The 12,099-nt window shown below is 69.6% G+C and carries 12 protein-coding genes; 7 read left to right on the top strand and 5 right to left on the bottom strand.

Annotation, left to right across the window (positions count from 1 at the left end; all coding sequences use genetic code 11):
* Positions 1 to 43 precede the first annotated feature (43 nt).
* The gene (locus tag B378_RS0102900; protein WP_017342328.1) at positions 44 to 424 is read left to right on the top strand and encodes a hypothetical protein; all 381 of its coding nucleotides are present in this window, start codon (positions 44 to 46) and stop codon (positions 422 to 424) included.
* Between the two features lie 89 nt (positions 425 to 513).
* Positions 514 to 1,995 (top strand): cysteine--tRNA ligase, encoded by a 1,482-nt coding sequence (gene cysS / locus B378_RS0102895; protein WP_017342327.1) that lies wholly within the window; start codon positions 514 to 516, stop codon positions 1,993 to 1,995.
* Between the two features lie 454 nt (positions 1,996 to 2,449).
* Here cysS and pheA read toward each other — a convergent pair whose 3' ends face one another.
* The 3 genes from pheA to B378_RS0102880 all read right to left on the bottom strand — a co-directional run bounded on the left by pheA (position 2,450) and on the right by B378_RS0102880 (position 5,407).
* Positions 2,450 to 3,256 carry a prephenate dehydratase gene (gene pheA / locus B378_RS0102890; protein ID WP_017342326.1) on the bottom strand — a complete coding sequence of 269 codons (807 nt, stop codon included), beginning with the start codon at positions 3,254 to 3,256 and terminating at the stop codon, positions 2,450 to 2,452.
* Positions 3,257 to 3,341: 85 nt separating this feature from the next.
* Positions 3,342 to 4,535, bottom strand: a complete 1,194-nt coding sequence (locus B378_RS0102885; protein WP_017342325.1) for a DR2241 family protein — start codon at positions 4,533 to 4,535, stop codon at positions 3,342 to 3,344.
* A gap of 2 nt (positions 4,536 to 4,537) precedes the next feature.
* Positions 4,538 to 5,407 carry a CbiX/SirB N-terminal domain-containing protein gene (locus tag B378_RS0102880; RefSeq protein WP_017342324.1) on the bottom strand — a complete coding sequence of 290 codons (870 nt, stop codon included), beginning with the start codon at positions 5,405 to 5,407 and terminating at the stop codon, positions 4,538 to 4,540.
* A 143-nt stretch (positions 5,408 to 5,550) separates the two neighbouring features.
* Between B378_RS0102880 and B378_RS0102875 the strand changes: the two genes are divergently transcribed.
* The 5 genes from B378_RS0102875 to B378_RS0102855 all read left to right on the top strand — a co-directional run bounded on the left by B378_RS0102875 (position 5,551) and on the right by B378_RS0102855 (position 9,541).
* Positions 5,551 to 6,102, top strand: a complete 552-nt coding sequence (locus B378_RS0102875; RefSeq protein ID WP_017342323.1) for a hypothetical protein — start codon at positions 5,551 to 5,553, stop codon at positions 6,100 to 6,102.
* A 69-nt stretch (positions 6,103 to 6,171) separates the two neighbouring features.
* The gene (locus B378_RS0102870; protein WP_017342322.1) at positions 6,172 to 6,696 is read left to right on the top strand and encodes a hypothetical protein; all 525 of its coding nucleotides are present in this window, start codon (positions 6,172 to 6,174) and stop codon (positions 6,694 to 6,696) included.
* Between the two features lie 215 nt (positions 6,697 to 6,911).
* A complete protein-coding gene (gene thsB, locus B378_RS0102865; protein WP_044965568.1) occupies positions 6,912 to 8,558 on the top strand; it encodes a thermosome subunit beta in 1,647 nt (548 codons plus the stop codon).
* A 289-nt stretch (positions 8,559 to 8,847) separates the two neighbouring features.
* On the top strand, positions 8,848 to 9,102 hold the full coding sequence (locus B378_RS0102860; protein ID WP_017342320.1) for a glutathione S-transferase N-terminal domain-containing protein: 255 nt from the start codon (positions 8,848 to 8,850) through the stop codon (positions 9,100 to 9,102).
* Between the two features lie 79 nt (positions 9,103 to 9,181).
* Complete coding sequence (locus tag B378_RS0102855) at positions 9,182 to 9,541, top strand: DUF192 domain-containing protein (RefSeq protein ID WP_017342319.1); 360 nt, start codon at positions 9,182 to 9,184, stop codon at positions 9,539 to 9,541.
* Positions 9,542 to 9,562: 21 nt separating this feature from the next.
* Here the strand turns inward: B378_RS0102855 and B378_RS0102850 are convergent, their stop codons facing one another.
* On the bottom strand, positions 9,563 to 11,095 hold the full coding sequence (locus B378_RS0102850; RefSeq protein WP_017342318.1) for an ATP-binding protein: 1,533 nt from the start codon (positions 11,093 to 11,095) through the stop codon (positions 9,563 to 9,565).
* A gap of 87 nt (positions 11,096 to 11,182) precedes the next feature.
* A partial coding sequence (locus B378_RS17265) for a topoisomerase DNA-binding C4 zinc finger domain-containing protein (RefSeq protein ID WP_237738318.1) occupies positions 11,183 to 12,099 on the bottom strand: 917 nt, incomplete at its 5' end.

Here is a 12,099-nt window from a genome sequence, read left to right as displayed (position 1 = left end):
TTCCGTAGAAAATATTATCAGCGAAAAGTTACGTATTCCGCATATGGGTAACAGTTCCAAAACGGATCTACAGCGAGATATTCTCCTCACATGGTGGGAAAATCCGAATGCGACGAATCAGGAGATTGCGGACGCGTGTGACTGCTCCGCGTCGTACGTCAGCCAGATCAAGAACCGGTTCGACAACTACAACGAGTTCGACGCGATGATGGACAGACAGGACGCCGAGTTAGAACGGATGTTCGGCGATGACATCTTCGAAAGCAGTGGAAAGACACCGGCGGCAGTAGAACCGGAGGGACCGGGGATCGCAGAGCAATGGGACGACATTCCGAACAACATCCCGGGGCTATTGATAAAGGCCATTGTTGTGATGGTACTCGGCTACGCAGCAGTACAGATCGGGACAATTCTCTTTCTCTAACTGCTTTTGAAGTGCGATTCAAGAGTCCAGGCGGAGTGATCTCGCCCAATCCGACGGTTTAAAAGGCTCACCTCGGCAACCACGTCGTAATGAGTCTCGTCGTCACCGACACCCTGGAAGACGAGCGCGTCGAGTTCACCGCGGACGGCGACGTCACGCTGTACGTCTGCGGCCTGACGGTGTCGGACGACCCCCACCTCGGCCACGCCCGGCTGTGGTTCCACGCCGACGTCCTCCACCGGTGGCTCGAACACGAGGGGTACGACGTGCGCCACGTCGAGAACGTCACCGACGTCAACGAGAAGATCACCGCCCGCGTCGGGGAGCGCGACGAGTGGGCCGCCGAGCGCGACGTGGCCGAGACGTTCACCGCGACCACCTTCGACGCGATGCGCGGGCTGAACCTCAAGCGCGCCGAGGTGTACCCGCGCGTTACCGAGCACGTCCCGGAGATACTCGACCTCGTCGAGACCCTGATCGAGAAGGGGTACGCCTACGAGGCGAACGGCTCCGTCTACTTCGACGTGACGCGGTTCGAGGAGTACGGGAAGCTCTCGAACCAAGACCTCAACGCGCTCGAAGCGCAGGGCGAGCCGGACGAGCGCTCGGAGAAGCGCAACCCGTCGGACTTCGCCCTCTGGAAGGCGGACGGCGTCAGCGAGACCGCGGCGCGCGAGCACGCGAAACACGACCACGGCGCGGAGACACCCGACGGCGAGACGTGGGAGTCGCCCTGGAGCGAGGGGCGGCCCGGCTGGCACGTGGAGTGCTCGGCGATGTCGACGACGCACCTCGGCGACACGCTCGATATTCACATGGGCGGCCGCGACCTCGTCTTCCCGCACCACGAAAACGAGATCGCGCAGTCGGAGGCCGCCACCGGCGAGGCGTTCGCGCGCCACTGGCTCCACGTCGGCTTACTGGAGATGGACGGCGAGAAGATGTCATCCTCGATCGGCAACTTCTGGACCGTGCCGGACGCCTTAGAGGAGCTCGGCGTCAACGTGGTCCGGACCTTCTACGCCGGCGCCGCCTACCGCTCCGAGCAGGCGCTCACCGAGGAGACGATCGCCGAGGCCGAGGAGCGCTGGGAGCGCCTCTCGCGCACCTACGACCGCGCGGTCGAGGCGGTCGACTCGACCGACGCCCGCGCGAAGGCCGAAGACGAGGAACTCCGCGGCGCGGTCGAAGCCGCACGCGACGATTTCGCGGCCGCGATGAACGACGACCTCAACCTCCGGGAGGCGACCGCGGCCCTGCTGGACCTCACCGACGCGGTGAATCGGCACGTGGACGACAACAGCGACTCCGCCTACGACTACCGCGGCCTCCGCGAGGCGGTGGAGGCGTTCGAGGAGTTCGGCGGCGACGTGCTCGGCCTCCAGTTCGAATCCGAGAGCGACGGCGACGTGGATCTGGCCGGCGAGCTGGTCGAACTCGTCCTCGACGTGCGCGAGGCCGAGCGCGAGGCCGGCAACTACAAGCGCGCCGACGAGCTCCGCGACGCGCTTCGTGACGTTGGCGTTGAGATTGAAGATGGTCCAGACGGCGCGACGTACCGATTCGAATAGGACGCGTACACAAACTTTTCCGAGGCGGCCGGTAGTTAGGTGACGAGTGCCGGTGTTCGTGCGCGGCGTTTTGTTGTTCGCAGTGGCACGGAGAACACCTCCAAAGCCCCAGCCGCGAGGACTCGATGCGCTCGCTGCGGTCCTCGTCACTCGTTTCACTTGTTCCTGCGGTCCTTACGTCGCGCGTCTTCGTCCTCGCGGCTGCCCCTTTGAGCCCCGCCCCGCACAGCACCGCACCGCAGCCTCACACCTCCCCAGCCTCGTCGGCCTCCCTCCGCTTCGCTCCGGTCGGCCGACTCCCTCGCACGCGCTCCTCACGGCCGCCGACGGCGGCCGCTCGGAGGCGCGCGCCACCGCACCGCTGCGTTCATTTATAAATAGTCGTCATCGTCGGATCTGATAATTTAAATATCTGATCGGCGGCGTTGAATCGTAATCTCCCGAAGTCGAGCCCTCAGTCCAATACGTGTTCGGTGTCGTACGAGCCGAGCACCTTTACCCACCCGTTGTCCGCGATGGCCTCGACGTCCTCGACCGCCTTCGCCATGTGGTCCTCGTAGAGGCCGGCGTCCACGTCGAAGTGGAACAGGTAGTCGCCGAGGCGCTCGCCGCTCGGGCGCGACTCGATCCGCGAGAGGTTGAGGTTGCGGTCGGCGAACGCCTCCAGCAGCTCCAAGAGGAGGCCGGGGTAGTTCGCGTTCGGGTAGACGATCAGCGTCGTCTTCCCGCCGGCGTCGGAGCGCGCGGACTCGGGCGCGACGACGAGGAACCGGGTCGCGTTCGAGGTTCGGTCTTGGATGTCCGCGGCGAGGATATCGAGATCGTCGCCGGCGTTGTCCGGGTGGCCGATGCCGGCGACGCGGGCGTCCTCGCGGGCGCGCTCGACCCCGCGGGCCGTGGAGGCGACCGCTTCGAGGCCGGCGTCCGGGTAGTTCGCCTCCAGCCAGTTCCGACACTGCGCGAGCGCCTGCGAGTGGCTCGCGACGACTTCGAACCCGTCGTCCTGCGCGAGGAGGGCGTGCCGGATCGGCGTGACGACCTCGCGGGTGACCGCCACGTCGTAGTCGGCGAGCGCGTCGAGGCTCTCCGTGACGGAGCCCTCGATGCTGTTCTCGATGGGGACGACCCCGCGCTCGAACTCGCCGCTCGCGACGGCGTCGACGATCGCGGTGACCGACTCTCGGAACGACACCTCGGCGGCGACGGAGCGAGCGGCGCGGTGCGAGTACGTGCCGGCGGGGCCCAGCGTGACGGCGTTCATTACCCCACCGTACCGGGGGCGGCGAGAAAAGCCTGCGGGGCGCGGCGATGTTTCCGGAGCGGTCAGGTCGGATCCGCGGAGGGGGTCACTCCTCGTCCGGCTCGGTCGGCACGCCGCCGAGGTTCCCCTCGTCGTCGAACAGCTTCGCTCGGAGGAACCGCGCGCGGTAGCGGTTCGCGCCCTCCTTCGTGTCCGCCTCGCGAATCTCGTCGGTCCGGCCGTCGGCGACCGCGTCGATGATGTCTTCGACCTGCTCCTTCTCGCTCGGGGTCAGCTCGAACTCGTACGTCCGGGGCTGCTCGCTCTCCAGCCGCGTCCACTTGCGCGCGGCCGACACCACGACCGAACAGGGCTCGCGGCAGGGGAAGACGCCGTCGCCGCCGTCGACGTCGAGGTCGGTCTCGTCGTCGTACTCCCACTCCCGGCGCTTGAGGCACTGGGAGTCGTCGCAGCACGCCTCCGCGACCCAGTTGACGTGCTCGTACCCCTCGCCGCGGTCCCACGTCTTCACGACGCCGTAGATGCCCGACTGGCGCTCCATCGTCTCGCGCCAGTGGGTCACGTCAAGCTCGCCCTCGCGCTCGCGGTGCCAGTTGGCGACCGTCGCGGGGTAGATCGTCTCCACCGTTTCGTAGAGGTCGCGCGGGCCGAGGTCGGGGAAGACCCAGCCGTCCGCCAGCGACGGCGCGGTCTTGAGCGGTCGGTACCGGCCCTTCTCGTCGTACGTGACCAGCTCGCGCGCGTCGAGTGGGTCCTCGTGCGCGTCGAGCTCGTCGACCGGAACGCCGGCGTCGTCGGCATGGCGCACGTCGTAACGGCGCTCGCCGCGGTCGGTGACCGTCGCCGTGATCTTCAGTTCACCCCACGCGCGCTCGATCCCCGCCGCGAGCGCGGCGTAGCGGGCCGCGACGGTCTCGCCGTCGGCGTCCTCGATCCAGCGGAGGAAGGCGCGGCGCGGACCGAACTCGCCGACAACCCGCTCGAAGGTGTACCAGTCCGTCACCGCGGGCGCGCGCTCCGCGAGCGCCTCGTGGAGCTCGCGCTCGGTCAGGGGCTTCGGGGGACTGTTCTCGACGAGGGCGTACGCCCCCTCGCCGTCGCGCGCGACGCTGAATCCCTCGAAGCGGAGCGGGTCGCCCGGGTCGAGGTCGTCGAGCGCGTCGAGTACCGCGTCGAACGCCTCGCCCGGGAGGTCGATCTCGGGGGTCGCGGTCCCGTCGTCGCCCGCCTCGTCGCCGCCCGCCTCGCCCTCGTCGGTCGCGGAGGTGTGGTCGGCCACGCTCAGTCCCCCGTGGCGACGCGGGTCGTCTCGCGCACGTCGTCGAGCGCGGTCCCGAGGTCGGCACCGGCGTCGGCGGCGCGCTCCAAGACCACGTCGGCCATGAGCGGCTCCGTCCCCACCGCGCCCGCGTACCAGATCCGGGTGCCGTCGACGGTCTCGGGCACGTCGTACCCCTCGGTGTGGTCCTCGCAGAGCCCCACGTCCTCCGGGATGTCCTCCTGGGTGTGGTAGCCGTCGGCGATGAAGAGGGGAACGAGGACGACGTCGTCGCTCTCGAAGTGCTCGGGGAGGTCGTCGACCTCCGGCTCCTCGTCCATGTACAGCGCCTTCACCTCGTCGAAGCGGTCGCGCTCGGCGATCCGGTCGGCGTGGTACTCGATCGCCTTCGCCGAGTTCTCGTTGCGCTCGGTGCCGTGGCCGACGACCGCCAGCCCGAACCCGTCGCCGACATCCGGGTCATCCGTGACCGACTCCGCCCGCCTGACGATCACGTCGGTCATCGCGCGGTGGGTCCCGACCGGGCCGCAATAGTGGACCTCCCGATCGATGTCCTCGGCGATGAGGGTGGCCTGGTCGGCGGAGAGGCCGTCGGAGTCCCACTCGGAGACGTCCCAGCCGGCGAGCCGGAGCTCGCGGGGGATCACCTGCTCGGTGAAGTATCCCTCCGAGACGAACAGCGGGACGACGTATATCTCGTCGCCCTCGACGGTGCGGAGCACCTCTCGGAAGTGCGGTTCCTCCTTCCAGAACCCGGTGCGGACCTCGTCGAAGGCACCGGTGGCGCGGATCGTGTCGGCGTGGTCGTACGTCGGCGCGCTCGACTCGGGATTGAGGTGGGAGCCGTGCGCGACGATGACGAGCGACTGCATACCCACACTGGGGCCGCGCCGCTCTTAGGGACTTCGGAGGCTGCGGGGCGGCGGGAACTCGGTCCGTCGCCGGCGAGCGATCCGCGCGTTCCGGCGAACGCCCGACCGAAACGATCTTGCCCGCCCGCCGCGCAGCCCCGCGCATGTCGCTGGCAGCCGAGACGCGGGAGGCGGTCAGAGCGCACCCGTTCGTCCGCGACGCGCTCCGCGCCGGACTGGTGAACCACAGCGCCGCGGCGGCGTGGCTCGCCGAGCGGGCCGACCTCGACGGCGACCCGGACGCGATCGCGGCCGCGCTCCGCCGCTTCCGGGAGGACCTGCCGGCGTACGAGACCGAGTCCCGGTCCGCGAGCGTCACCATGCGGAGCGGCGTGGGCGTGGTCGACGACGCGGGAGACAGCGATTCCGCCGCGGGCGGCGGCGACTCCGGCGCGGTCGCCGCCGACCCCCTCCTCCGCGTCGGCGACGCGGCGGTCGTCGACGGCGGCGACCGCACGGCGATCCTCGCGACCGGCGACGTCGACACTGCGGTGCTGGCGGACGCACTCGGTCGGCTCGCCGCCGCGGACGTCGACGTCGCGGCCGCGGGCGTGGCGGGCGACGCGCTCGTCTGCGTCGTCCCGCGGCGCGACGGCGCGAGCGCGGTTCGGGCGGTCGAGGCGGCGCTGGAGGCGGTGCCGGTCGAGGAGAACTGACCGCCCACCGCGACCGAACCGATCCTGTCCGGGACGGCCTTTTTGCCGCTCTCGGTCCCAGCCGATCGCGTGTTGCTCACGACCGCCTTCGTCCTCCACGTGCTCTCCGGCGCGCTGTGGACCGGCGCGACGCTGTACGTCGTCTACGCGACCCTGCCGCGGGCGACCGACGGGACGCTCGGCCGCGCCGCGTTCGTCGACGCCGCGCACCGCCTCCTCATGATCACGCGCTGGACCGGCGTGATCCTCCCGGTCACCGGTGCGTACATGGCCTGGCGGCTGTACACGCCGCTGGAGGCCCTCGTGACGACCCCGAGAGGATGGGCCGTCCTCGCGATGCTGTCGCTGTGGGGCGTCATGAACGGGCTCGTCGAGCTCGGCGTCCTCCGGATGCGCCGCGAGGTCGACCCCGACCTCGGCTGGGGGCGCTACATGGCCGAGGGATTCCCGGTCGACGCGCTCGCCGGCGTCGGGGGCGTCCCCGGGTCCGCCCGGTTGGCGTCCGTCGCCCGCCCCTATCTGCTGGCGAGCGGCGGCCTCGCCGTCCTGCTGCTCGTCGACGCCGCGCTCCTCGCCGGCGGGGTTCCGGGGTGACGAGCCGCCGCAGAAGAAGTATATAAACGAGGGCGAAACGGCGTTCTCGAACCAAAATAGATCAATGCTAACTCCCCGCATGACTTAGGATCTATCACCGCGGTGTCGTGCGGTTTTCTTCGAGAGACGCCGGCGAGGGCCGATCGCGTCCGGCCGCCCCTCACCGAGAGGTTTATATAGAATCACAATCAATCAAACGCTGTATGAGTCAGCGAATGCAGCAGGGCCAGCCGATGATCATCATGGGCGAGGACGCCCAGCGCGTCCAGGACAAGGACGCTCAGGAGTACAACATCTCCGCGGCGCGCGGCGTCGCCGAGTCGGTCCGATCGACGCTCGGACCGAAGGGGATGGACAAGATGCTCGTCAACTCGATGGGCGACGTCACCATCACCAACGACGGCGTCACCATCCTCCAGGAGATGGACATCGACAACCCGACCGCCGAGATGGTCGTCGAGGTCGCCGAGACCCAGGAGGACGAGGCCGGCGACGGGACGACCAGCGCGGTCGCCATCGCGGGCGAGCTGCTGAAGAACGCGCAGGACCTCCTCGAACAGGACATCCACCCGACCGCGGTGATCAAAGGGTTCAACCTCGCGAGCGAGTACGCCCGCGAGCAGGTCGACGAGGTCGCGACCGCCGTCGACCCCGACGACACGGAGACGCTGCGTAACGTCGCCGAGACGTCGATGACCGGGAAGGGCGCCGAGCTCGACAAGGAGACGCTCGCCGACCTCGTCGTCCGCGCGGTACAGGGCGTCACCGTCGAGGCCGACGACGGCTCCCACGTGGTCGACCTCGCGAACCTCAACATCGAGACGCGCACCGGCCGCGCGGCGGGCGAGTCCCGCCTGCTCTCCGGCGCGGCGATCGACAAGGACGCGGTCCACGAGGACATGCCGACCGACTTCGAGTCGGCGAACGTCCTCCTCCTCAACGACCCGATCGAGGTCGAGGAGGCGGACGTCGACACCTCCGTCAACGTCGACTCCCCGGACCAGCTCCAGAAGTTCCTCGACCAGGAGGAAGAGCAGCTCCGCGAGAAGGTCGATCAGATCGTCGAGAGCGGCGCCGACGTCGTCTTCTGCCAGAAGGGCATCGACGACCTCGCGCAGCATTACCTCGCGAAGGAGGGCATCCTCGCGGTCCGCCGCACGAAGAAGTCCGACCTGACGTTCCTGAAGAACGTCCTCGGCGCGCCGATCGTCACCGACCTCGACTCGCTCACCGCAGACGACCTCGCGGTCGGCTCCGTCACGCGCGACGACGACGAGGAGCTGTTCTACGTCGAGGGCGAGGACGCCCACGGCGTCACGCTCCTCCTGTACGGCACCACCGACCACGTCGTCGACGAGCTCGAACGCGGCATTCAGGACGCGCTCGACGTGGTCTCGACGACCGTCTCCGACGGGCGAACCCTGCCCGGCGGCGGCGCGGTCGAGGTCGAGATCGCGCGTCGCCTGCGCGACTACGCCGACTCCGTCGAGGGCCGCGAGCAGCTCGCGGTCGAGGCGTTCGCCGACTCCCTCGAACTGATTCCGCGCGTGCTCGCCGAGAACGCGGGCCTCGACGCGATCGACCTGCTGGTCGATCTGCGCGCGGCCCACGAGGCGGGCGACCAGAACGCCGGGCTCGACGTGTTCGCCGGCGAGGTCGTCAACACGGCCGACGCGGGCGTCGTCGAGACAGCCCACGCGAAGGAGCAGGCGATCTCGTCCGCGGCCGAGGCGGCGAACCTCGTGCTGAAAATCGACGACATCATCTCGGCGGGCGACCTCTCGACGTCGGGCGGCGACGACGAGGGCGGCGCCCCCGGCGGCGGCATGGGCGGTATGGGTGGCATGGGCGGCGCGATGTAAGCGAGGTTCTTTCAGAACCTCGTTGCCGAGCGGGGAGCGTACGCGACCCGCGAGGCGTGATCTCCGCGTAGGAGAACCGCCCCACCCACGCCGACCGCGACCGCTTCGACGACTGCCCCGTTCGAACGCTCCGATTTTCCCCCGTTTTCGCGCACCGTCCGATAGCGTCCTCCAGATCCGATCCGCGACCGAGACGATACGACCGCCGACGCGCCCGCCCCGGCCGCCCGTGCGCGCCGGACGCATCCGCGGCCGCACCTCTTTACGGGTCCAAGCCGTACACAGGGTGATGGCAAACCTAACCCTCTACGAACTCGAAGGCTGTCCGTACTGCGCGAAGGTCAAGACGAAGCTGGCCGACCTCGACCTGGAGTACGAGTCGGTGATGGTGCCGCGCTCGCACGGCGAGCGCACCGAGGTCGAGGAGGTCTCCGGGCAGACCGGCGTCCCCGTCCTCGTCGACGAGGACCACGGGGTCGAGGGGATGGCCGAGAGCGACGACATCGTCGAGTACCTCGAAGAGACGTACGGCGGCGCGAGCTAACCCCGCCGCGCTCGACGACACGCTCAGCGGCGCCGACCGAACGAGAGGCTATTTATCCGCTCGCGGCGAGACGGCGGGCGTGCGACTCGTCCACAGTCCGGAGCCGGGACGCGACGGAGGCGAGACCGTCCTCGCGAGCGACGTCGATGTCGCGCGCTCGACGCTCGAACAGGCCCGCGGGCTGATGTTCCGGCGGTCGGTGCCGGACGACTACGCGCTGGTCTTCCCGTTCGACGAGGCCGACACGCAGTGGCTCCACATGCTGTTCGTGCCGTTCGCGATCGACGCGGCCTGGCTCGTCGACGGCGAGGTGACGGCGAAAAAGCGGCTCGCGCCGTTCGTCGGGCTGGGCCGCGGCCGCGCCGACACCGTCGTCGAGCTGCCGGCGGGCGCGGCGGAGTCGGTTGCGGTCGGCGACGAACTGCGGCTGGTGGAGTGACCGGGCGCCGCGCGACCCATCCTACGTGCCGCCTTCGACGTCGTCAAGCGTAAACAGCTCCGCATCCTCTGGCGGGTTCCCCTCGGCGGCGCGTAGCGACAGCTCGATCCGGCTGCCGCCGGCCTTGCTCTCGGCGATGTCGAGGCTCCCGCCGCCCGCGGTGACGATCCAGTTCACGTACCAGAGGCCGAGTCCGCTCGCGTGTTCGAGCGGTGTCTCCTCGCCGGTGAGGACGGCCCGCTCGGCGGGCGGGATCCCCGGCCCGTCGTCGGCGACGACGAGCGAGGTCCACGACTCGCTGGGCAGCTCCGCGGCCGAGATACGGACCCGCGGCTCGTCCGCGTCGTTGTGGCGGACCGCGTTGTCGACGAGCTCGGTGATCGCCTCGGGGAGGAACGCGACCGCGGAGACCGCGAGGTCCTCGGGGACGTCGACCTCGACGGTGGCCCGAGCCCGGACCGCCGGGTCGAGCGATTCGAGGGCCGCGTCGACCGCGGGCGCGAGCGCGACCGGCCGCGGCGAGGGGCGCTGTGAGAGCAGCCGCTCCACCTTCCGCGAGGTCTCGCCGAGGCGCAGCAGCCGCTCGGCGGTGTCGACGACCCGTTCGAGTTCAGCGACGAGGTCGGGGTCGTCGACCGCCTCGATCGCCCGCCCGGTGAACCCCGTGACCACGTTGAGGTCGTTCCGGAAGTTGTGGCGCAACACGCGGGTCAACACCGCGAGCCGCTCCTCCCGGAGCGACGCCTCCGTCAGGTCCTCGCCGACGCCGACCGCGCCCACGACCCTGTCGCCGTCGGTGACGGGCCCGAGCGAGAGCCGGTACGGGACGCGCTCGCCGGAGCGGGTGAGCAGCTGCGCCTCGCAGGAGGCGGGTTCCCCCTCGCGGTACACCCTGGAGAGGGAGTCGCTCACGAGGCCGCTCGTCTCCTCGTCGAACAGCGAGGTGAGCGCTCGCCCCGAGAGCGATTCCGGCTCGTACCCGGTGTCCGACGACAGGCGACCGTTCCACCGGGAGAGCGTCCCCTCCTCGGTACAGCGGAACAGTGCGAGCGGGACGGTCTCGGCGAGCGCGTCGACGAGTCGGCGCTCGGCGTCGCGGTCGGTCTCGGCCGCGACGCGGCCCGTGACGTCCGAGAGCCCGACGACGAGCCACTCTTCGCCAGCGATCGTCGCCGCGCGGAGCGCCGCGTCGACCCGGAGACCGGGATCCCCCAGCCGGATGTCCCACTCGAAGCGCTCGATCGGGCCGTCGGACCCGTCGGAAGCCGGAGGCGCCGCGGCCGACGCCGCGACGTCGGCGATCGACTCTCCGGAAACGGTGACGTCGTTCTCACCGAGGTCCGGGAGGCCCATCAGCGTCAGCGTGCCGCGGTCGTGGCCGAGGAGGTCGACCGCGGGCGCGTTCGCGGCCCGGATCGTCAGCGTCTCCGGATCGCAGACGAGCGTCGGGGTCGGGACCGCCTCGACGAACGCTCGGAGGATCCCGGTCGGGGCGGCGTCGCCGCTCGACGACTGTGGGTCGTCGGTCGACGATTCCCCTTTCCGGTCCCCCATCTGTCGATGATCGAGACACTCCGTGCATATGTGTTTATGGTTTTATGAGTCCTGTCGGTCCGGGAACAGCTGTCGGGCCGAAACCGGTCAGTCGGCCTTGGCCTGCCAGTCGCGGACGGTGTCGGCGCCGACGCCGTCGACGTCGCTCGCGAGGTCGTCCGGGTCGGCTGACTTGAGCTCGTCAACGCCGTCGACGCCCGCGTCCTTCAGCTTCGCGGCGGTCTTCTCGCCGATCCCCTCGACCGCCTGGAGCTCCGACCCCTCCTGCCGGGCCGTGAACTCGCGGTAGTTACAGATCGGACAGCCCAGCTCCCACGGCTCGTCGCCGGAGTGGACACGGAGGTGCGGGAGGTCGTGTTCCTCGCAGGTCTCGTCGGTGATCTCGATCTCGCCGCGCCGGGGGAGCGGCAGCGAGTAGTCGCAGTCGGGGTAGCGCGTACAGCCGACGAGCCGGGAGCCGGAGCGGAGGCGCTTGATGGCCAGGTCCCCTCCGTGCTCCTCCCCGCACTCGGGGCACACGCCGATCACCTCGTCCTCCTGCTCGTCGGCCTCGTCCGCCTTACACTGCGGGCAGCCGTGGACGAACGTCTTCCGGCCGGCGAGCATCTTCACGTGCCGGAGGTCGTGCTCCTCGCAGGTCTCGTCGAGGATGAGCGGCTTCCCGGTCGAGGGGAGCGGCAGGGTGTACTCGCAGTCGGGGTAGCCGTCGCAGCCGACGAAGTACGACCCCTGTCGCGACTTCCGGACGAGGAGGTCCGCGCCGCACTCCGGGCACGGACCGAGCGTCTTGTCCGCCTTCAGCGAGTTCTGGAGGTGGTCGCCGACCGCCTCGCGCGACTCGGTGAGGTCGTCGAACACGCGCGAGAGCAGCTCGCGGGATGCCTCGGTCACCTCGTCGTACTCCTTCTCGCCGGCCGCGATGGCCGCCATGTCTTCTTCGAGCTGGGCGGTCATCTCCTCGCTGACGATCCGGTCGGCGAACTCCTCGGCGGCCTCCACGACCG

Source organism: Halorubrum sp. T3, assembly GCF_000296615.1.
Lineage (GTDB): Archaea > Halobacteriota > Halobacteria > Halobacteriales > Haloferacaceae > Halorubrum > Halorubrum ruber.
Note: the sequence above shows the minus strand (reverse complement) of the source record. Positions and strands in the feature narration are given on the sequence as shown.

Excerpts from the sequence above, each read along its gene's own strand:
- B378_RS0102875 (WP_017342323.1), top strand. The coding sequence starts at position 5,551 with ATGTCGCTGGCAGCCGAGACGCGGGAGGCGGTCAGAGCGCACCCGTTC.
- thsB (WP_044965568.1), top strand. The coding sequence starts at position 6,912 with ATGCAGCAGGGCCAGCCGATGATCATCATGGGCGAGGACGCCCAGCGC.
- B378_RS0102850 (WP_017342318.1), bottom strand. The coding sequence starts at position 11,095 with ATGGGGGACCGGAAAGGGGAATCGTCGACCGACGACCCACAGTCGTCG.
- B378_RS0102900 (WP_017342328.1), top strand. The coding sequence starts at position 44 with ATGGGTAACAGTTCCAAAACGGATCTACAGCGAGATATTCTCCTCACA.
- B378_RS0102860 (WP_017342320.1), top strand. The coding sequence starts at position 8,848 with ATGGCAAACCTAACCCTCTACGAACTCGAAGGCTGTCCGTACTGCGCG.
- cysS (WP_017342327.1), top strand. The coding sequence starts at position 514 with ATGAGTCTCGTCGTCACCGACACCCTGGAAGACGAGCGCGTCGAGTTC.
- pheA (WP_017342326.1), bottom strand. The coding sequence starts at position 3,256 with ATGAACGCCGTCACGCTGGGCCCCGCCGGCACGTACTCGCACCGCGCC.
- B378_RS0102880 (WP_017342324.1), bottom strand. The coding sequence starts at position 5,407 with ATGCAGTCGCTCGTCATCGTCGCGCACGGCTCCCACCTCAATCCCGAG.